The following is a 19,242-nucleotide window of genomic DNA, read 5'->3' on the forward strand; positions in this document are numbered from 1 at the left end:
TTCAACTCAACGCGACCGCCGCCCCAGCGCGCGCATATCGCGCTGCACCGGCGCCTGACGGATGAAGCGGTGGGTTTCTGTTTTCCGAGATGTGTCCGAATCGGGTGCCTCGGCCTTGTAGGTGTAACGATCGGCGCGCCGCCAGGCCTCCACCCTTTCGTGGCATTCTTCCGGATCGAGCGCATCGAGCACCATCCAGCCGCGCGTCACATTGTGCTGTTGTTCGGCAAGATGCGGATAGAAGCGTTCCAACACGAAGAGCGCGTCGAGAAAGCCCATGCCAAGGCTCGTCAGCGTCATGGCGAGCTGCTGGCCGGAGAGGTCGAGCATGATGCGTTCGGCAAGCCAGCGGCTGGCGGAAAGCGCATCGGCAAGTGCGGTGGCGAAATGCGTCGCCTCGTGCGACCGGGCGAAGCGCACCAGCAGCGCCTCCTGAACGTCGGTGAGGGTGCGCAGGCCGAGCCTGTCTTTATCATCGCGGCCGAGATGGCCGGCGAGATCGAGGATGCGTCCGCGCAAGGCTTCTTCATTGGCGACGCGCTGCTCCTCCAGCGCTTCGGCCTCGTTGCTCTCCACCTGAACCGGCGAAAGCGGGACGGTCACCGGTTCCGTGATCGGCGCCGAAGCAGCCGCGGCGCGCGGCTGGGTCTGGCGCAACGCCACCAGCGCGTCGATGACCTTCGGCGAGAGCGAGTCGCGGCTGACGATCGCCTTGACGTGCGCCGCACCCTGCATGCGCGCGATGGTGATCAGCGTGTCGTCGGCAATGGCCTTCGAGGCGACAAGGAAAGGTGCGGCGATCTCGATCGGCTGATTGCCGATGAACAGCGCCACGGCTGCCGGCATGGTCTCGCACTGGGAAAGGGCCGCGACCGCCTGCCGCTTGGCCTCCTCGGAGGAAGCTTGGAACAGCGGTGTGAAAAGTTCGGCGAATTGGCGCAGCTCGGATCGTGTCGGACGAGATAGGCTCTCGAAACTGCTCACCGTCGCCATTAACACCACGTCCTTTTTCCTGACGGCCAATGGGCCCTCTAGGTCTCGAAACCGGTCACGCACAAGCACACCCTGAAAACGCAGAACCAAGGGAAACCACGGGCCGATAGCGCTGGTGGAGGCGCCTCTCGGACCACACGGATATGAACAAATCCTACACCGGTACGGTTAATGGATGCTGAAGATTTTCTTAAAATGAAACAGAAATATGCCTGCGGAACGTGCGGCGAATTGTTAGCCGGCAAGGAAAGGCGATCGGGTTTGAAAGGGCGCTGCGGCAGTTCCCGCGGCCAGTGCGGCGGCTGAAACAGCTCGTTCCTCCCTTCGGATCGGTTCTCGCGATTCGAACATGCCGCAACGAGAAAGATGAAAATCGGGCCGCTACGCCATTTCGAGCGTGGCGGGAACTGCGATCGGTCCCTCTCCCGAAACGCGTGGCCAATGCGGGACAAACCAAAGCCGATCCGGATGTGCCGCAACGAATATTTTTGTGCCGCATATTTGCAACACCGGCACCGCCTGCGGCTGGCAGATACCGTCAACCGTATGAATTGTTTCCAATTTTATATTACCGGCCGCCTTCCGATCTTTCACCGGGGGCATGAAACTAAATCGACTCTTCAAGCGTTGAAGAGGAAGTTACGGAAACTGTATTTGGCATCCACCGAATATTAGTAAACTGTTAACTGTCATGTGTCTCAATTCGGACAGGAACGACGCGATTTGAGTGTTTGGATCGTCGAAACTCCGCATCACGGTATTTCAGTCAGGTGCCGTGGGAAAGGCGCGAATGCCCTCGGTTCGGCCATGCCGGCACCGCAGGACGCGCCGGCCCGCAGATTGGCGGGCAGGGTGAAATCCGTCGCAAGTTCATCCGTCTCGGGCAGTGCATGGAGACGAGAATGGCAATAGTAGTCGCATTGGCGGATCGGCGGCCGCGGGCGCCGCGTCGCCCGGACAAGGAACCGCTCGAAGCCAAGATCCTCTGGTTCACCGGGGTCCGCTACGAGCGGCTCGCCGAGAAGCCTAGACATGGTCCGGCGCCCGCGCCGCGCGCCCGGAAGAAGTAAGCGCTTCCTCAACCCCGGAGCGTGATGCCGAAATTGAGAACAGACATCCCGCTTAATTGCCGGGGGTGAATTGCTCGCAGCCCGCTTCCGTCAGGAAGTTGCGCGCTGCTTCGTCGAAGCTTGCCTGCGGTGCCAGCGTCCGTAGCACGGCATAACCGTCCGGCCGCGCCATTTCCACCAGGATCGCTTGGTCCAGTTCCCTCGGCAGGTTCTTGCGCAAGTCCGTCAACTGGATCGGCCCGCCCGCCAGGACGTCGAGCGCCCCGCCGACCGATGTCCGGTCGTTCATGCTGAACACCTCGTTGGAGGCGCTGTCGTAGATGGCGATCGACCAGAAGGGCACATTGCCCTTAGCGGTGAAATGCACCGGCGCATCCTCGACATCGAAGGAGCAGACGGCGGTCCGCAGGAAGGGGTCGCCATTGGCAAGCCCAGCCTCGTCGTACTGCTCGCCGAGCAGATAGAAATTGTTGAGATCGCCCTCTGCCGCCACACGAGTCGCCGCATCCCTGCCGGTGAAATGCGGCAGGGACAGGATAATGACGAGATGCAGCAGCGCCGCACCGAAAAGCCCGGTCAGGACGGCGAAGAAGATCCTAACCATTGCCGCACCCGGTCTTGGTGAGTTTCGGCATGGCGAGATCGATTACACCGGAGCTGCCGGCGGTCGGCGTATCGAACAGCGTCAGCACCAGCCGGAAGGTGCCGGCCTGCGGCAAGGCCAGCCAGTTGCCCGGCCGAGCGACGGCGGAGATCTCGATCGAAAAGCTGCTGTCGGGCTGGCGCAGCACCGTCCAGGAATTAAGCGCCGCCGGAAGCCCGGTCTTCACCGCCGCCGGATTGCCGCCATTGTCGGCGGTAAAGAGCGTCCAGAGCCGGGCGGGTGGCGTCTGTCCGCTGAGGCGGTAGCGGCAGCCGGCATTCAGCCGTGCGCCTTCGTCGTCAACGCTCGCCGTGAAGGTCAGGCCCTCGGCGCTGCCGTAGAGCAGCTTGCCGGCGCGGGCCCGATGCGACTTGGCGTAAGGGTCGGCATCGACTGTTTGCAACGCCGGAAAAGCCTCCCAGGCGCCGAGCTTGATCGCGCCGAAACCCTGTGTCGCATCCAGCGCATAAAGCGAAATCATGATCCCGCCGCCAAAGGCGACGATCAGCGTGATCAGGATGAAAAGGGGGAATCGAAACACGTCATGACCTTGGAAACCGGGATGACAGGGTTAACACTGATTCTGGCAGGGTGGAATGCCGGGTGGGAATGAACGCCGATCTGTCCAGAGGCGGCTGGTCTCGTCTGCATGCTCGCGGAGACAGAGAAAAGCGACACTTCCACGCAGCTCCTAATCCGCACTCGCCACCTTCTGCGGCGTCGGCGGCGCGGCGGCCTTCAACTTCTCTCCGAGCTTCTTGAGAATGGTTGTCGATTGCACCGAGAGCATACGCGGCCGGATGAGCTGGGGCAGTCCGTCCTGCGGCTTGGCGGCGACGGTCTTGGCGAGATCCTTCTCCGAGGGCAGGGGGTTTTCGACGCCGGGGATGGGGCGCAACGTCACACCCTGATGGGCGTAGTCCATGGCGCGCTTGAAGGTCATCGCAGGCAGTGAGCCGCCTGTCATGTTGTTGGTCGAGGTATAGTCGTCATTGCCGAACCAGACGGCGCAGGTGTAATTGCCGGTGAAGCCGACGAACCAGGCATCGCGATAGGCTTGAGTCGTGCCGGTTTTGCCGGCTGTCAGGATGCCGTTGTCGAGTGCCGCCTTTCGTGCCGTGCCGACATAGGGAACCCGCGACAGCATCTGGTTCATGTAGGCATCGGCCTGCTCGGACAGCACGCGTTTCGGCGCCGGCTCGTCACGATCGAAATCGTAGAGCACATCGCCTTCGTAATCGAGGATCTGGGTAATGCCGTGGCGGCGCGATTGATAGCCGCCGGCCGGGAAGGTGGCATAGGCTGTCGCCTGATCCAGCACCGTCACCTCCGATGTTCCGATCGGGATTGTGACGTCGTCGCGGATCGGCGTTTCGACGCCGAGGTTTTTCGCCATCGCCCGGATCGGCTGGATGCCGAGCTTTTCCTTGGCAAGCCGCACCGGCACGGTATTGATCGACTGGGCGATCGCCGTCTCGAGCGTAATGCGGCCGACATAGCGGTTGGCGTAATTATGCGGGCTCCAATTGCCCCAGGAAATCGGCGCGTCGACGATCGTCGTCTGCGGCGTCATCCCGCTCTCCATCGCCAGCGCGTAGGTATAGACCTTGAAGGAGGAGCCGGGCTGACGCAGTGCCTTGGTGGCGCGGTTGAACTGGCTCTCACCGTAATCCCGCCCGCCGACCATGGCGCGTACGGCGCCGCCGTTCTCGATCATCACCATGGCGCCTTGCTTGGCGTGATAAGCCTCGCCATATTCGCGCAGCGACGTCTCGACCGCATCTTCGGCAGCCTTCTGGATGCCCGTGTCGATCGTCGTGCGCACGATCAGCGAGTGCTGGTGGAAGCGCGGCGAAAGCCGCTGCACTTCGTCGAAAGCCCAGTCGAGGAAGAAATCCGGCGATTCCACCTCGTTGCGATCGACGACGGTCGCCGGATTGCGTCTGGCGGCGATCACCTGGCCTTCGGTCATCAGACCGCTCTGCACGAGATTGGTCAGCACTTCGTTGGCACGCGCACGCGCCGCCGGCAGGTTCACGTGCGGCGCATATTTGGCCGGCGCCTTGAACAGGCCGGCCAGCATCGCCGACTCGGCAAGGTTCACATCGGTGATATTCTTGCCGAAATAGAACTGCGCCGCCGCAGCAGCGCCAAAGGTGCCGCCGCCCATATAGGCGCGATCGAGATAGGTGGAGAGGATTTCCTTCTTGGAAAGGTTTGCCTCGAGCCACAGCGCCAGGAACGCTTCGGTGATCTTGCGGTCGAGCGAGCGCTCGTTGGAAAGAAAGAGGTTCTTGGCCAGCTGCTGGGTCAGCGTCGAGCCGCCCTGCACGACTTCGCCGGCCTGGGCGTTGGTCACCATCGCGCGGAAGAGGCCGACCACGTCGATGCCGAAATGGTCGAAGAAGCGCCGGTCTTCGGTGGCAAGGACGGATTTGATCAGGGAATCCGGCAGCTCGTCGATCGGTACGGAATTCTGGTGGATGACGCCGCGATGGCCGATGACGTTGCCGTAGCGGTCGGTGAAAGTGACGGCGAAATCGCCGCGATTGCGCCAGTCCTCCTTGGTCGCCTCGAAGGCCGGCTGGGCAAGCACCAGCATCAGCACCGCGCCGGCCGCCCCGAGGGTCAGCCCTTCGCCGGCGAGCTCGAAGACAATGCGTTTCCAGCCGCGCACGCGGAAGCGGCGGAAGAAGACGGTGGTGTCTTCCCAGATCTCTGCGGCGCGGAAGCCGGCGTTCCAGACGGTCGAATCGATCCACGAATCGATGCGCAGCAGAATGTGGCGGCTCCTGGTCGGCCGCCTGCCCACCGTGTCACCGGTTCGCTTGTCTGCTTCCTTTTCAGGCCCTTTTTCAAGGTTGTCCGGATCCTGCACGTCCTGTATTCCCGCCTGATCGCGCTTGCCTCATGTCCGGTCGCCGGAAGCGACGAAAGCGCGAGGCCCGATCGCCCGAAAGCTCTCCGATACCAGGAGCATGGTGAAGAATTGATTGATTTTGCCGCGGATAACAAGAGAGATAGAGTGGCGGTCACGTGATTTTGCGGGCCGCTGTTGCAAGAAACGGACGATGAACGATCTGCCCTTCTGGAAGAAGAAGACGCTTGCCGAAATGACCGCCGCCGAATGGGAAAGCCTCTGCGACGGCTGCGGCCTCTGCTGTCTCAACAAGCTCGAGGAATGGGATAGCGGCGATATCTATTTCACCTCGGTCAGCTGCAAATTGCTGGACGGCCACAGCTGCCGCTGCTCCAGCTATGAGAACCGCTGGGATTTCGTGCCGGACTGCGTGCAGCTGACCAGGGAGAACGTGCCCGAGATCGCCTGGCTGCCGCCGACCTGCGGCTACCGGCTGATTAATGAGGGCCGCGATCTCTACTGGTGGCATCCGCTTGTCTCCGGCGATCCCGAGACCGTCCACGCCGCCGGCATTTCCGCCCGCGGCCGCACGATCAATGAAAACGAGATCGATATCGACGATCTCGAGGATTACGTCGTTGACTGGCCGCTGACCGTGGGCGCGGAAAAGGATGAAGAAGAAGCGTGAGCGGCGGTCATAATTCCACTGCTGACAGGAAGCGCCGCAATTCGGTCTCCACATAGGCGGCCACCGGGCCGCCGGCGCCAAAGCCCCACCAGGTGAGCGATCCCTGCCATTGTGACAGCATCAGCCGGGCGATCGTTTCCGGCGCCTTCGCCGAGCCGAAACATTGTGCGATCGCCGCCGTCAGCGTCGTTCCCCAGGCCGCACCTCGGGCGCGCAGCACCGGATCGCGAAAATCCTCGCGCAGGACCAGCAATCCCTCGCCATAGGCGGCGGCATCGTCGCCGTAATCCTGCGACAGGCCGACGAGCAGCGCGACGGCGCCCTCCGGCGTTTTCGCCACGCTGCCGGCAAGCCGCTCTGTTTCCGCATCCAGCCGGTCCCAGGCGTAGAGTAGCGCGGCGCGCAACATCGCCGCCTTTGTCGCGAAACGCTGAACCAGTGTTGAACCGGAAAGGCCACTCGCCTTCGCCACCGCCGCAAACGTTGCTGCATCCGGCCCTTCGGCATGGATCAGGGCCAGCACCATGGCGAGAAGTTGTTCGTCGGAAAGGGTGCGGCGGCGCGGCATGAATTTCCTCTTGCGTTCATTTTTAATATGAACGAACATTCGTTTATATTCAACTAGGGCCGGTGGCAGTCCGCCGGCTCTCGGTTCTAGCGTGGAGGATGGAAACGTGACAGCGGATTTGCGGGGGAAAGTGGCCTTGGTGGCGGGCGCCACGCGTGGCGCCGGCCGAGGCATTGCGGTGGAACTCGGCGCTGCCGGCGCCACCGTCTATGTGACGGGTCGCACAACACGCGCCGAGCAATCCGAATATATGCGGCCGGAAACGATCGAGGAGACGGCCGAGCTGGTGACGTCGGCTGGCGGCCAGGGCATTGCCGTGCAGGTGGATCATCTCGTTCCGCATGAGGTCGAGGCGCTCGTCGCGCGCATACGGACGAAAGTCGGCCGGCTCGACATCCTCGTCAATGACATCTGGAGCTGCGAAAGGCTGTTCGAATGGGACAAGGCGGTTTGGGAGCATTCGTTGGACAAGGGCCTGCGCATGCTGCGGCTCGGCATTGAGACGCATTTGATCACCGCCCATTACGCGCTGGCGCTGATGATCGAGCGGCCGGGCGGGCTGCTGGTGGAGGTAACCGACGGCACGGCCGAATACAATGCCACGCATTACCGGCTCTCGCCCTTCTACGACCTCGTCAAGACGGGCGTTACCCGCATGGCCTGGGCTCATGCGCAGGACTTAGCCAAATACGGCGCCACCGCCGTTTCGATCACGCCTGGCTGGCTGCGCTCCGAAATGATGCTGGAGGCCTATGGTGTGGGCGAGGAGAATTGGCGCGACGCGACCAAGGTGCAGCCGCATTTCGCCATTTCCGAAACTCCGCGCTTCATCGGCCGTGCGGTCACCGCGCTGTCGGCCGATCCCGACCGCGCCCGCTGGAACGGCCAGTCGCTGTCGAGCGGCGGGCTGGCCAAGGCCTATGGTTTCGACGACATCGACGGTTCGCGGCCGGATTGCTGGCGCTATCTGCTGGAAGTGCAGGAGCCGGGCAAACCGGCTGATGTAACCGGCTACCGGTGAGGCTGACCGCCGCCCTTGGGCGCGCCGCTGCCCTGAGGCGCGGTTTGGGCTGCCGTCTTCATCTGTCCGGCGAAGCTGGTTTCCGGCTTCGTCGCCAGCTTGTCCTTCTTAGGCTTGCGGGCCTCGCGATTGCTTCTCAGCTGTCCTTTTGCCATGGATGGATCTCCCGTTGGACTGGAATTGAAAGCTGTTGGCCGCGCGTTACCCGCCTGCAGAATTTGACCGGCGGCTTGGTTCGGCGTTCGCGCGGCAATCCCTGGATCGCATAGCGGTTGCAGACGGGGGTGACCGGTTTCGGTTGCTTCTTCGGTTTGCCGAAATGGTATTCGAGCGCCCGTAAGAGCATGACCGGCGAGGTGACGCCCTCCTGGAACAGCTTGATCAACAGCATAGCTGCGGCGTTGCAGGCCTGTTCGTCCTCGACCGGGATTTTTGTTGTATAGCCGGCGGCGTCGAGCACGCCCTGAAGCATGTCGAGATCGGATGACGTCAGATAGGGCTTATCGGAAGTGGAAGACATCGACGTCCTCCTTTCGTCGGGGCGGGGGTTATGAAACCCTCAGTCGGCAGCGCCCGTGCGATGGCTGCCGAAGCTGAAACAATGCGCCTTTCGCCGGAGCAACGCAACGGGATTTTCGCGGCTGACAGAGGCTCTGGCGCAGGCACAGCTCGCACCTCCGAGATGCTGGGCATGATGATCATTGCGCCGTCCGACAGGCTGGCTGACGGGCGAGGGCTGTCCTCGGCCCCTCAAGAGCTGCGGCCCGACGGCCGTTATATTTCGCCTTTGTGGAAATAGGCCTCGAGGCGGTAGCCGTCCGGATCGATGACGAAGGCGGCATAATAGAAGCGGCCGTAATCCGGCCGGATGCCTGGTTCGCCGTTGTCCGTGCCGCCGGAGGCGATCGCAGCCGCATAGAACGCGTCGACCGCAGCCTCGTCCGGCGCGACGAAGCAGAAATGCAGCCCGGACTGCATGTCGGCCACAACGGGGCGCGCAACCTGCATCACCCAGAGGCCGACCTGTTCGGAACCGTAGCCGATCATGCCGTCGGAATTCGACAGGCGCTCATATCCGAGCGGCGCCAGCGCCGCATCGTAGAAGCGGCGGGCTCTTTCGAGATCTCTGACGCCGATGGAGATATGATCGAACATGGACCGCAAACTCCGTTCATCCCAGGACTGCCGGCAGCATCTTTCAACGGCAGCTCCAAGTCAACGAGAGAACATGCGTCGAACAGGCGCGCCGGATGACCGGCCCCTCTTGCGAGGCCAGCAGGGCGCGACCTACTGCAGCTGCGGCTTTTTCAGGAAGCTGTTGCGGTCGGCGGATTTGATCCGCAGCCAGGCCTCCCGGCCGTTGCGCAGAATCCGCATCGGAATCTCGGCGCCGGCTGGGCCGCTGCTCCAGAGCTTGCGGTAGAAATCGGCTAGGCCATCGACCTCTTCGTCGCGGATTTCCGAAATGATATCGCCCTGACGCAGGCCGGCCTCGGCGGCCGGGCCGCCTTCGGCGACGCTCATCACCACCACGCCGCCACTGCTTTCGGCGGAGAATGCGCCGAGCCAGGGCCGCGGCGGCTTGTTGACCTGGCCGCGGTTCAAGAGATCGTCCAGGATAGGCGGCAAAAGATCGATCGGAACGATCATGTTGATATCGGCCACCTCGCCGTCCTGGCTCATCTGCAGACGAAGCGAACCGATGCCGAGAAGCTTGCCGTCCGCGCCGATCAGCGCCGCGCCGCCCCATGCGGGATGAGCCGGCGCGGTAAAAATCGCCTCATCCAGCAGATATTCCCAATAACCGGCGAATTCCTGCCGGGCCACGATGTTTGCCTGGACATATTCGCCGATGCCGTCGGCAAGCACGACGGGATCGCCGGGCTTGGCCGCGGCCGCATCGCCGAAATCCACCGCCGGCGCGTTCAGGACGCCGAGCGCCTGCACCAGTCCGAAACCGCTCTCCTGGTCATAGGCAAGCGGATGGGCGGGAACCACCCGGCCGTCCAGGGTCGTCAGCCAGACTTCCTCGGCCTCGGTGATAAGATAACCGATGGTCAGCACCAGCCCATTGTCGCGAATGACCACGCCGCTGCCCTCGCGGACGGTGCCCAGCGTCTCCGCCGTGAAGGCATCTTCCGGAATGGTGGAACGGACGGCCACGACTGACCGCAAGATAGGATCGATATTCATGCTTTCATCCCGATGGGCGCCGCCGCGCAACGCCGAAAGCCGGCACTTCTCCTTCCATAGGTAAGGAGATGAAGGGGCGGCGGCAAGGTTGGAGCGGCGGGAATTTCCGCCACCGCCTCTCCTGGCGTGGAGGAATACCGGACTATGCGGGGGTGGTAGGGCGCTGCGCAACAATATACAGTCAATCCAGGAATCAGACGTGCACGGATCACGACATGAAGGACTGGCATCCCGATCTCAGCCGCAGCAGCAGCCCGCGCTACATGGCGATCGCCGATCTGATCGAAATGGATCTGCGCAGCGGTCACTTGGTAGCAGGTGACCGGCTGCCGCCGCAGCGCGAACTTGCCAAACGGCTGAACGTCGATTTCACCACGGTGGCGAGAGGATATGTCGAGGCGCAGAAGCGCGGCCTCGTTGATTCCCATGTCGGTCGAGGCACTTTCGTCACCGGCGCTGCCGTCAGGCAGCACCAGGACTTAGGCGCCGATTACGCGCCCGATCCCCGCCGTGCGTCGGTTGTCGACTTCTCGATGAACCTACCGCCGGAACCGGACGATCTGGAGTTGATCGCCCGCATGCGTGAAGGCATGTCGGCGGTAGCCGCGAGTCTGATCCCGCTTTTGCGTTATCAAGGCTTCGGCGGCTCAGTCGTGGACAAGGAGGCCGCCGCCGCCTGGCTCGGCCGCCGCGGTCTGACGCCCTCGCAGGAGCGGTTCTTCGTCACGCCGGGCGCCCATCCGGCTCTCCTGGCGATCTTCGGCCTGCTGGCCAAGCCCGGCGAGACCGTACTTTCGGAAATCATCACCTATCCCGGGATGCGCTCGATCGCAGCCCAGTTGCGGCTCAATCTTGCCGGCCTGCCGATGGACGGGGATGGAATCCGGCCGGATGCTTTGGCCGCGGCCTGCGAGCGGTTGAAGCCGAAGGCGCTGTACCTCAATCCGACGCTGCAGAACCCGACGACGCTGACGATTCCCGCCGGCCGCCGTGAGGAAATCGCAGCCGTCGCCCGCAAATATCACCTGCCGATCGTCGAGGACGATGCCTACGGCTTCATTCCGCAAGAAGGGCCTGCGCCGATTGCGGCGACGGCGCCCGATCTGACCTGGCATATTGGCGGCCTGGCGAAATGCCTCGGCGCGGGCCTGCGCCTTGCCTATGTCGTGGCGCCCGACACCAGGGCGGTGTGGCCCTTCGTTAGCGCCATGCGCGCAAACAATGTCATGGCCTCGCCGTTGAATATGGCACTCGCCACCCGCTGGATCGAGGATGGCACGGCCGATGCGATCCTCCGCTTCATTCGCGCAGAGGCGGGCGCCCGCCAGCAGATGGTCGCCGCCGTTCTGCCCGCCGGCAGCTACCGCGCCGATCCGATCAGCTTCAATATCTGGCTCCCTCTCACCAACGGTTGGACCCGTTCCACCTTCGGCAGCCATATGCATTCCGCTGGCATCGGCGTGGTGGCAAGCGATGCCTTCACGGTCGGGGGTGCCGCGCCTGAGGCTGTCCGGGTCTGCCTCGGCGGCCCGATTGCACGCCAGAAATTGCAAGGCGCATTGGAGTTCATGGCCCATGCGCTGGAAGGACCGCCGGAGATGGCGGCTTCGTTCTTTTGATCCGGCTGCGTCGCGGCCTGCCAGGCCGCTCTTCGAATGGTTTGCGCCCATCTGCGACCGGCCCCTTGATCGTTCGGGGGCTTCTGCGGCAATCTGGCAGATTGATCGGTGTCTTCCGTACAATGTATTGTATTGAATGCATACATTGCGCGGCATTGAATGAGCCGTGAGATAGGATCAATCATCATGGACACGGAATATCCCCCGCTTCCTCCGATGCAGACCGGCATCAGGGGACGCTGCCCGCGCTGTGGGCAGGGTCATATGTTCAAGGGCTTCCTGACGCTGCAGCTGCAGTGCGAAGCCTGCGGCCTCGATTTTTCTTTCGCCGATCCGGCTGACGGCCCGGCCTTCTTCGTCATCTGCTTCGCCTGCATCCCGAGCGTGTTGCTCGGCGTCTGGCTGGAGGTGGCTTTCTCGGCGCCGATCTGGGCGCATCTTCTCGTCACCGGTCCCTTCATGCTCGCCACCTGCATTCCGCCGCTCAGGCCACTGAAAGGCTGGCTGGTCGCCAGCCAGTATTTCTATAAGGCGGAAGAGGGCAAGCTGGCCTGAAGCTGCGGGCTACTTCAGCGCGGCGCGCAGGCGCGGCGTCGCGAAATCGATGAGGGCCCGCAGTTTCAGTGGCACCAGCCCCTGCGAGGGATAGACGAGATGCACCGGCGCCGGCTGCGGTTCGAAATCGGCAAGCAGTGGCGCCAGCAGGCCTGCCTTCTCGGCGCGGGCGGCCTGGTAGGAGAGCACGCGGGTGATGCCAAGACCGGCGACGGCGGCATCCACGGCCGCCTCGGCGGTGTTGACGGCAAGTCGTGATCGGATCGGCACAACGAGGTCGCGTTTGCCCTCGACGAATGTCCAGCTTCGCGTCGAGGCCATGCCTTCGAACGTGATGCAGTCATGCACCGAAAGATCGCTGGGGTGGCGGATTGCGCCGTGCCGGGCAACATAATCCGGGTTTGCATAGACCGTGCGGCGGATCGCGCCGAGCCTTGTGGCGATCAGGCTGCTATCGGCCAGATTGCCGATCCTGAGCGCCAGGTCGATATGATCCTCGACGAGGTTCGCCAGCCGGTCGCCCAGCATCAGCCTGAGATTGATATCGGGATAGGCCTTCAGAAAATCCACGACGATGGGCAGGACATGCAGCCGACCGAAGACGATCGGCGCCGTCATCGTCAGTTCACCCTTCGGTGCGCGGTATTCGCCGGCCGCCGTCCGCTCCGCCTCTTCCAAGCGGTCGAGAATCTCCCGCGCCGCCTCGACATAGGCGCGGCCGGCCTCCGTCAACCCGATCTTCCGGTTGGTCCGTTGCAAGAGCCGGGCGCCCAGATGTGCTTCGAGTTCTGAAACCTTGCGGCTGACGGTGGCAAGCGGCGAGTGCAGATGCCGCGAGGCGGCCGACAGGCTGCCTTGTTCGACGACGGTGAGAAGCACGGTCATGGCTTCGAGGCGGTCCATCCTATCCTTCCATAAATTGGAAATCTGTCTTTCAGATTAGCATTCTACTCCAACTCAGCGGAAGGCCGTAAATTCGCTGCCGATGGTTCCGAGCAGCCATCGCCAATCGCCTTCGTTGCCACAGGAGCCATCATGAAACTCTACCATCACCCGCTATCCGGCCATTCGCATCGTGCCCATCTTTTCCTGTCGCTGCTTGGTGTGCCCTATGAACTGTTCGAGGTCGACTTGGCGGCAGGCGCCCACAAGGCGCCGGAGTTCCTCAAGCTCAATCCCTTTGGCCAGGTGCCGGTTCTCGATGATGACGGCACGATCATTGCCGATTCCTCCGCTATCCTCGTCTATCTCTCGCGCAAATACGGCCGCACCGATTGGCTGCCGGAGGAAGCGGTTGCTGCGGCGCGGATACAGAAATGGCTGTCGGTCGCCGCGGGCGAGATTGCGTACGGGCCGTGTGCGGCCCGTCTGGTCACTGTCTTCGGCGCTGATTTCCGTACGGAGGAGGTGATTGCCCGGGCGCACCGCATCCTCGCACTGGTCGAGGCGGAGCTCGCCGGCGACAGCTTCCTGCTCGGCGACAGGCCGACGATCGCCGACATCGCGCTTTACAGCTACATTGCCAATGCGCCGGAGGGCAATGTCGATATCTCGGCCTATCCGAGCGTCCGCGCATGGCTTGCGCGCATCGAGGCGCTGCCGGGTTTCGTCGGCTTTCGGAAGACGAAGATCGGCCTTGCCGCATGAACAGTCGCCGGGGCGGATTGTCGTCCCGGCTTCCCGATGATCCCACAAGGAGGCCATGATGCTGAATGAGACAGGACAGGGTGCCGCATCGCCCTGGCATGAGGGCGAACTTGCCATGCAGCGCAGTATCGGCGTCGTCGACCGCATGGACGGGCCAGGGCGCAATTTCATTCGCAAGGCCATGCCCGAACAGCACCGCGCCTTCTTTCCGATGCTGCCTTTCGTCGTGCTCGGCGCGGTCGACGCCAAGGGCAATGTCTGGGCGACGGTGCGGGCGGGGCGACCGGGATTCATGTCCTCGCCGGTGCCGGAGGCTCTCGACGTGGATCTGCGCCGCGACCCGGACGATCCTGCCGACGCAGGCATGGAAGATGGAGACGCGATCGCGCTGCTCGGCATCCAGCTCGATACCCGCAGGCGCAATCGGCTGAACGGCGTGATTCGCAGGACCGATGCCGAGGCTTTCCGCCTGCGGGTCGGCCAGAGCTTCGGCAACTGCCCGCAATATATCCAGCCGCGCTCAGCCGTCTTTGTCCGCGATCCCGATAAGCCCACCTCGATGCGGCCGCTTCACTCCGTCAGCCTCGACGACCGGGCGCGGCGGATGATCGGGAGCGCCGATACGTTTTTCGTCGCCTCCTATGTCGATCGTGAGAATGGTGAGCGGCAGGTGGATGTCTCCCATCGCGGCGGCAATGCCGGCTTCGCGCGGCTCGGTACCGACGGCGTGCTGACCATCCCCGATTTTCCCGGCAACCGGTTCTTCAACACGCTCGGCAATCTTCTCGTTAATCCGACGGCCGGGCTGGTCTTCGTCGATTTCGAAACCGGCGATATGCTGCAGATCACCGGAAGGGCCGAAATATTGCTGTCTTCGCCTGAACTCGCCAGCTTTGAAAGGGCCGAAAGGCTGTGGCGTTTTAAGCCCGAGAGCATCGTGCTTCGCCCGGATGCCCTGCCGTTGCGCTGGAGCCGCAATCTCGACCGCGGAGAAGGTAGGTGAGCATGATGCTCGCTGATGTTCTTACCAATCGCTACAGTCAACTCAATACAGGAGAAAGATCATGTCCAGCCTCGTCCCGCTCTTCACCCTCGAGACCGCCACCCGGAAGGTTCGTCTCGCTGAGGACGGCTGGAACAGTCGAGATCCCGAGCGCGTCTCGCTCGTCTATACGCCGGATAGTCGCTGGCGCAACCGCGCCGAATTCATCAACGGCCGCGCCGAGATCGTCGCTTTCCTCACCCGCAAATGGGCCAAGGAGCTGGATTACCGGCTGATCAAGGAAATCTGGGCCTTTACCGACAATCGCATTGCCGTCCGCTTTGCCTATGAATGGCACGATGACAGCGGCAATTGGTTCCGCTCCTACGGCAATGAGAATTGGGAATTCGACGCGACGGGCTTGATGCAGCGCCGTTTTGCCTGCATCAACGATCTGCCGATCCGGGAAACGCAGCGCAAATACCACTGGCCGCTCGGCCGGCGGCCGGATGACCACCCCGGCCTGACCGAGCTTGGTCTTTAAATCGCGTCGCAGGCGATATCGGCCGCTGTGGCATGACGACGCCCGTCAGGCGATCGCGGCAATGTGGGTCAATGTGAACGATTACTTCCGCGCCGGCGGCCGCATCTGCCTCGTCGGCGCCTTCGCGCTCCACGACACCCGTGAGCGGTTTTTCTCGGCGATCGCCGGTTATTTCATCCGCTGGATCGATGCATTGCGTTCGGCCCTCATGCGGGCCGGCTGTGCTGATGCGCAGACGCTGGCTGAGGAAGGCGTCTGCGGCATTCAGGGTGCTCTGGTGCTAATAGCGCGCACTTAGGAATAGAGCCGTCTTCACCCAGTCGCTGGAAACGCTTGCAAACCGGCTTGAGGCCGCAGCGCAATGAGGCCGGGCCTTACATCCGCACCGCTTTGCTGTATTTCTCAGCGCTGCTGTTGAGGCTGCTGGCTCGGACGGGTATTCTCGCGCTCAGGGCGAATCTGGCGCCACTCATTTTCCATCTGGTCGAGGACATGCTGGGGAATAGTGGGCTGTGTGTTGGCGGGCGCCTGCATCGGAAGTCTCCTCTTGTGGTGGTAAGGCTTCAGGGCAAGAAAATGCATCGCATAAGCCAAAAGGAATGTAAATCAGGGGCTTAGGCACTTAAAACGATTAAGTTTATTTTAATCGATTAAGACGATTTTAACCGTAACGTCTACGGGAAGCGCGGAATGGTTGTCCACATGGACCGTGTATTCTTTTTTGATGCGGTGCGCCAAGAGCTTTTCAAAGGCGGGCTGACTCAGCCTCAGGTGGTGGGCATGACGGCGATTCTCGACGCCTGGGAAAAGCGGTTCACCCAGGCCGATCGCCGATGGCTCGCCTATATCCTTGCCACGGCCTATCATGAAACCGCCTATACGATGCAGCCGGTGCGCGAGACGCTGGCCGAAAGCGATCTGCGCGCAGTCGAGATCCTAGAAATCGCCTTTGCCGCGGGCCGGCTCTCCTGGGTGAAGACGCCCTACTGGCGGCCGGACGAGCATGGTCGCTGCTGGCTCGGGCGCGGACTGGTGCAGCTCACCCATAAACGGAATTACGAGACTATGAGTGCGCTGACCGGCATCGATCTCGTCGCCGATCCCGATCGGGCAATGGAGATGGATGCGGCGGTGACGATCCTGATCGAAGGCATGCTGCAGGGCAGCTTTACCGGTCACAAACTCGCCGATCACCTGAATGCGACGACCGAGGATTGGGTCAATGCGCGCCGCATCGTCAACGGCACCGACCGGGCCGAGAAGCTTGCGGGTTACGCCATGGCCTTCCATGCGGCACTGCGTCCGGATGCCGCGCAGGACCGGCCGCGCGGTTGAAGGCCTGCGGCGCGCGTGTTATCGCGCGGGCCAACCCTCTGGAATCTGACAGGAGCTTCCGCGTGATCCGCCATATCGTCTTCTTCACCGTGCAGGAGGAACATCTGGAGGAGGTGAGGGCGGGACTTTCGATCCTGACCGGCATTCCGCACGCGCGACTGCTGGAAATCGGTACGAACGTGAAGACCGATCAGCTGGGCACCGAGATCGATCTTGTGGTCTATGGCGAATTCGATGATGCGGCGGCTCTCGCCGCTTACAAGGCGCACCCCGATTACCAGCGTTCGATCGAGCGCGTGCGTCCCCTCCGGGAAAAACGCATCGCTGCTGATTACGACAGCCGCACGGCCGTGACGCAGCCGCTCTGAACTCGCAATCGATTGGCTCGCCTTAAGCTTCGATTGGCTGAGCAATCTTCTGGAGTAGAATCGCACAGTTGAATAAACTTCTGAGCCACTGAAGGCGCCTTTTAGAAAAGCCGCGGCAAGCGATTCAGAAGATTCGCAAATCCGCCTGCCTACGAGGTGGCGGGGCTCGGCTGCGATGACTGCGCGCCACGCACCAGCGTCATCAGCATCATCACGAAAGCCAGCGACAATGCCGCAAGCACGGCTGCGGCGAAGAGCGCCGGGCTGGTGCCGGCGCGATCGAGGATGGCGGTGAAGACGACGGGAGCGACGGCATTGGCAAGGTTTTGCGGCAGCGACAATCGGGCCGACTGCAGGCCGAATTCGCGCGGCGAAAACAGGGCCAGCGGCAGAAGCGCGCGGGCGACGGTCATCACGCCGGCGCCGAAGCCGTAGAACAGGATGAAGGTGACGAGCAGCGGCGTCGAAGGACTGGCGACCAGCATCACCAGGAAGCCCGTCAGCATCAGCCCGATGCCAGTAGCGGCGCTGAGGATCGGATTACCGCGCCGGCCGAGCAGCATGTCAAGGAACCGTGCCGAGATGCCGAGAATGCCGCGGGCCGAGCCGAGTTGCAGCGCGAAAGCCGGCGAGGCGCCGGACTGGCGGAAGATCTCCAGCAGCGATGGCGAGATGCCGAAGGTGATGAAGGTGGTGATGGTCGTCGAGGCGGCGATCAGCAGAAAGGCTCTGCGCCGCGCCGCCTTCGACAGCGTCACCGGGGCGATGTCGGCCGCGCCGCCGCCGACCTGGGCGGCGATCGGGCTGGGCAGGGCGAAAAGATGCAGCGGCAGGCATAGGAACAATTGCAGCGCCGCGCAGATGAGGAAGGTCAGGCGCCACCCGAAGGTGTCGTTGAGCAGGCTGAGGATCGGCCAGAAGACAGCGCTCGAGAGCCCGGTGAACAGCATCAGGACGGCGATGACGCGCTTGCCGTTCATCCCTTCGCGCTCCACGACTGCAGTGTAGGCGGGCGCCGACAGGCCAAGCGCGCCGCCGACGCCGATCACCATCCAGGCGGCGGAATAGAGAATGACGCCGTTTGCGGCGGCAAGCAGAGAGAGGCCGAGCGCAAAGGTCACAGAAGCCGCCGAAAGCACCCGGGCGGCGCCATAGTGGGCAAGGCAGCGACCGGTCACCGGACCGAGGATCGCACTGACCATCATCATGATGGTCAGGCCGGCGAACGCCACCTCGTTCGCCATGCCAAGATCGGCCGCCACGATGCGGCCCATGACTCCGAGCATGTCGAAGGTCGTGCCCCAGCCGATCAGCTGGGTGACGGCGAGGACGATGACCGTCTGCGCCGAGCGGAAGCGGAAGGAATTTGGCATCGGGGCTGATAGAGTCTGAAATGCGGGGCCAGCAAGGGATAGCAGTTTCAACCAGCCAGCGAAAGCTGCGAACGGCAATTCCGCTATGCCTCCGCCTGCGTTTTTTTCGAACGGATGAAAAGATCAACGAACGATATGAGAGAGCGGTACAATTTGAGGACGACCCGCTGCGCCCTGATGCGTGCCGCTGCCAGCCGGCCTGACGTAATTGCTGTTCGGCGCGAATCGCGGCCGATTCGGAAACGATGACCACCGTGGGATCACCCCGGTTTTGCATGCTTGCCGGAGGCGCTGGCCAGCATCCGGATTCCAGCGGCGGGACGCCTCGTTTCCAGGCGCAAGGCGGACCGCCGGCACTTGTGGCAGCAGCCGATTCCAAGGGCTGAAATCGATTGCGCTAAGCAGTCGAGAACCGTTCTAAACGCCCTGTATTACAGCGCATTCATTTGCCATTCAGGTCGCTTGAGTACATATTCGCAGCAAGTTGGAATTACCTTGAAAGCGTAAGACATGGCCTTTCCTCTGAGCGTCGCAGTAGTGGCCGCCGGACTGGTGGTATCGGCGCCCTCACCGGATGGCGCAGGCACCCTCGTCCTGCGCGTGGCTGGCGATTGCAGCGCCGCCGCAGCCCAGGTCGTCGAACAGACGGGCGGGCAGCTCCTATCCGTGCAACCGGTGGGCGATAGCTGCATCATTACCGTTCTCGTGTCGGGCAACGGCCAGCGTCCACGCAAGGTAACGGTAAAGGTTCCGATGTAAGCGGAATCGGTCTATTCAAACATG

Annotated in this window: 22 protein-coding genes and 2 pseudogenes; 12 read left to right on the forward strand and 12 right to left on the reverse strand. The window is 62.7% G+C overall.

Translation table 11 applies throughout. The features are described from left to right. Window positions 1–6: 6 nt before the first annotated feature. Window positions 7–1,056, reverse strand: a complete 1,050-nt coding sequence (locus tag NMA58_RS04705; RefSeq protein ID WP_434713507.1) for a DUF2336 domain-containing protein — start codon at window positions 1,054–1,056, stop codon at window positions 7–9. Between the two features lie 839 nt (window positions 1,057–1,895). On the opposite strand from NMA58_RS04705, the gene NMA58_RS04710 reads away from it, so the two are divergent. Beyond that, on the forward strand, window positions 1,896–2,063 hold the full coding sequence (locus NMA58_RS04710; protein ID WP_176536309.1) for a hypothetical protein: 168 nt from the start codon (window positions 1,896–1,898) through the stop codon (window positions 2,061–2,063). A 52-nt stretch (window positions 2,064–2,115) separates the two neighbouring features. Here the strand turns inward: NMA58_RS04710 and NMA58_RS04715 are convergent, their stop codons facing one another. The 3 genes from NMA58_RS04715 to NMA58_RS04725 form a co-directional block, all read right to left on the reverse strand. After that, window positions 2,116–2,667, reverse strand: coding sequence for a DUF1254 domain-containing protein (locus NMA58_RS04715; RefSeq protein WP_097599831.1), 552 nt, complete (start codon window positions 2,665–2,667; stop codon window positions 2,116–2,118). Continuing rightward, entirely contained in the window at window positions 2,660–3,247 is a 588-nt protein-coding gene (locus NMA58_RS04720; RefSeq protein ID WP_221113194.1) for a DUF1214 domain-containing protein, read from the reverse strand. Before NMA58_RS04720 ends, NMA58_RS04715 begins: the two co-directional genes overlap by 8 nt. 150 nt (window positions 3,248–3,397) lie before the next feature. Then, window positions 3,398–5,584, reverse strand: coding sequence for a transglycosylase domain-containing protein (locus NMA58_RS04725; protein WP_434712548.1), 2,187 nt, complete (start codon window positions 5,582–5,584; stop codon window positions 3,398–3,400). A 193-nt stretch (window positions 5,585–5,777) separates the two neighbouring features. Here NMA58_RS04725 and NMA58_RS04730 point away from each other — a divergent pair, with 193 nt between their 5' ends. After that, window positions 5,778–6,254 carry a YcgN family cysteine cluster protein gene (locus tag NMA58_RS04730; protein WP_285193079.1) on the forward strand — a complete coding sequence of 159 codons (477 nt, stop codon included), beginning with the start codon at window positions 5,778–5,780 and terminating at the stop codon, window positions 6,252–6,254. 7 nt (window positions 6,255–6,261) lie between these two features. Here NMA58_RS04730 and NMA58_RS04735 read toward each other — a convergent pair whose 3' ends face one another. Then, window positions 6,262–6,822, reverse strand: a complete 561-nt coding sequence (locus tag NMA58_RS04735) for a TetR family transcriptional regulator (RefSeq protein ID WP_430958793.1) — start codon at window positions 6,820–6,822, stop codon at window positions 6,262–6,264. Between the two features lie 106 nt (window positions 6,823–6,928). Here NMA58_RS04735 and NMA58_RS04740 point away from each other — a divergent pair, with 106 nt between their 5' ends. Further along, on the forward strand, window positions 6,929–7,843 hold the full coding sequence (locus NMA58_RS04740) for an SDR family oxidoreductase (RefSeq protein WP_434712550.1): 915 nt from the start codon (window positions 6,929–6,931) through the stop codon (window positions 7,841–7,843). On the opposite strand, the gene NMA58_RS04745 is transcribed toward NMA58_RS04740, so the two are convergent. The 4 genes from NMA58_RS04745 to NMA58_RS04760 form a co-directional block, all read right to left on the reverse strand. Continuing rightward, window positions 7,834–7,998 carry a hypothetical protein gene (locus NMA58_RS04745; protein WP_171049179.1) on the reverse strand — a complete coding sequence of 55 codons (165 nt, stop codon included), beginning with the start codon at window positions 7,996–7,998 and terminating at the stop codon, window positions 7,834–7,836. The genes NMA58_RS04740 and NMA58_RS04745 overlap by 10 nt on opposite strands. Beyond that, window positions 7,980–8,363: a hypothetical protein gene (locus NMA58_RS04750; RefSeq protein WP_259668253.1), complete on the reverse strand. Its 384-nt coding sequence runs from the start codon at window positions 8,361–8,363 to the stop codon at window positions 7,980–7,982. Before NMA58_RS04750 ends, NMA58_RS04745 begins: the two co-directional genes overlap by 19 nt. A 254-nt stretch (window positions 8,364–8,617) precedes the next feature. Beyond that, window positions 8,618–8,998: a VOC family protein gene (locus NMA58_RS04755; RefSeq protein ID WP_221113190.1), complete on the reverse strand. Its 381-nt coding sequence runs from the start codon at window positions 8,996–8,998 to the stop codon at window positions 8,618–8,620. Window positions 8,999–9,130: 132 nt separating this feature from the next. Beyond that, window positions 9,131–10,036 carry a S1C family serine protease gene (locus tag NMA58_RS04760; protein WP_085780016.1) on the reverse strand — a complete coding sequence of 302 codons (906 nt, stop codon included), beginning with the start codon at window positions 10,034–10,036 and terminating at the stop codon, window positions 9,131–9,133. A 215-nt stretch (window positions 10,037–10,251) separates the two neighbouring features. On the opposite strand from NMA58_RS04760, the gene NMA58_RS04765 reads away from it, so the two are divergent. After that, complete coding sequence (locus NMA58_RS04765) at window positions 10,252–11,655, forward strand: PLP-dependent aminotransferase family protein (protein ID WP_434712553.1); 1,404 nt, start codon at window positions 10,252–10,254, stop codon at window positions 11,653–11,655. A gap of 186 nt (window positions 11,656–11,841) precedes the next feature. Continuing rightward, window positions 11,842–12,210 (forward strand): DUF983 domain-containing protein, encoded by a 369-nt coding sequence (locus NMA58_RS04770; RefSeq protein WP_434712554.1) that lies wholly within the window; start codon window positions 11,842–11,844, stop codon window positions 12,208–12,210. A gap of 9 nt (window positions 12,211–12,219) precedes the next feature. On the opposite strand, the gene NMA58_RS04775 is transcribed toward NMA58_RS04770, so the two are convergent. Further along, a complete protein-coding gene (locus NMA58_RS04775; RefSeq protein WP_434712555.1) occupies window positions 12,220–13,113 on the reverse strand; it encodes a LysR family transcriptional regulator in 894 nt (297 codons plus the stop codon). 132 nt (window positions 13,114–13,245) lie between these two features. Here NMA58_RS04775 and NMA58_RS04780 point away from each other — a divergent pair, with 132 nt between their 5' ends. The 4 genes and pseudogenes from NMA58_RS04780 to NMA58_RS04795 form a co-directional block, all read left to right on the forward strand. After that, the gene (locus NMA58_RS04780; RefSeq protein WP_434712556.1) at window positions 13,246–13,857 is read left to right on the forward strand and encodes a glutathione S-transferase family protein; all 612 of its coding nucleotides are present in this window, start codon (window positions 13,246–13,248) and stop codon (window positions 13,855–13,857) included. Window positions 13,858–13,915: 58 nt separating this feature from the next. Further along, window positions 13,916–14,860 carry a flavin-nucleotide-binding protein gene (locus NMA58_RS04785; RefSeq protein ID WP_434712557.1) on the forward strand — a complete coding sequence of 315 codons (945 nt, stop codon included), beginning with the start codon at window positions 13,916–13,918 and terminating at the stop codon, window positions 14,858–14,860. A gap of 61 nt (window positions 14,861–14,921) precedes the next feature. Then, complete coding sequence (locus tag NMA58_RS04790) at window positions 14,922–15,383, forward strand: DUF1348 family protein (RefSeq protein WP_434712558.1); 462 nt, start codon at window positions 14,922–14,924, stop codon at window positions 15,381–15,383. A gap of 16 nt (window positions 15,384–15,399) precedes the next feature. Continuing rightward, window positions 15,400–15,748: pseudogene (locus NMA58_RS04795) on the forward strand (LmrA/YxaF family transcription factor); the annotation flags it as partial. Window positions 15,749–15,785: 37 nt separating this feature from the next. Here the strand turns inward: NMA58_RS04795 and NMA58_RS04800 are convergent. Further along, the gene (locus NMA58_RS04800) at window positions 15,786–15,917 is read right to left on the reverse strand and encodes a hypothetical protein (RefSeq protein ID WP_259668252.1); all 132 of its coding nucleotides are present in this window, start codon (window positions 15,915–15,917) and stop codon (window positions 15,786–15,788) included. A gap of 156 nt (window positions 15,918–16,073) precedes the next feature. Here NMA58_RS04800 and NMA58_RS04805 point away from each other — a divergent pair. Together NMA58_RS04805 and NMA58_RS04810 are read left to right on the forward strand one after the other, a co-directional pair. After that, window positions 16,074–16,747 (forward strand): annotated as a pseudogene (locus NMA58_RS04805) (hypothetical protein); the annotation flags it as partial. Between the two features lie 33 nt (window positions 16,748–16,780). Further along, complete coding sequence (locus tag NMA58_RS04810; protein WP_085780018.1) at window positions 16,781–17,086, forward strand: Dabb family protein; 306 nt, start codon at window positions 16,781–16,783, stop codon at window positions 17,084–17,086. 149 nt (window positions 17,087–17,235) lie between these two features. Here the strand turns inward: NMA58_RS04810 and NMA58_RS04815 are convergent, their stop codons facing one another. After that, window positions 17,236–18,459 (reverse strand): MFS transporter, encoded by a 1,224-nt coding sequence (locus NMA58_RS04815; protein ID WP_434712559.1) that lies wholly within the window; start codon window positions 18,457–18,459, stop codon window positions 17,236–17,238. Between the two features lie 510 nt (window positions 18,460–18,969). Between NMA58_RS04815 and NMA58_RS04820 the strand changes: the two genes are divergently transcribed. Then, window positions 18,970–19,218 (forward strand): hypothetical protein, encoded by a 249-nt coding sequence (locus NMA58_RS04820; protein ID WP_011424624.1) that lies wholly within the window; start codon window positions 18,970–18,972, stop codon window positions 19,216–19,218. Window positions 19,219–19,242: the final 24 nt, after the last annotated feature.

Origin of the sequence: Rhizobium sp. YTUHZ045 (assembly GCF_051124255.1) — a bacterium.
Classification (GTDB): domain Bacteria; phylum Pseudomonadota; class Alphaproteobacteria; order Rhizobiales; family Rhizobiaceae; genus Rhizobium.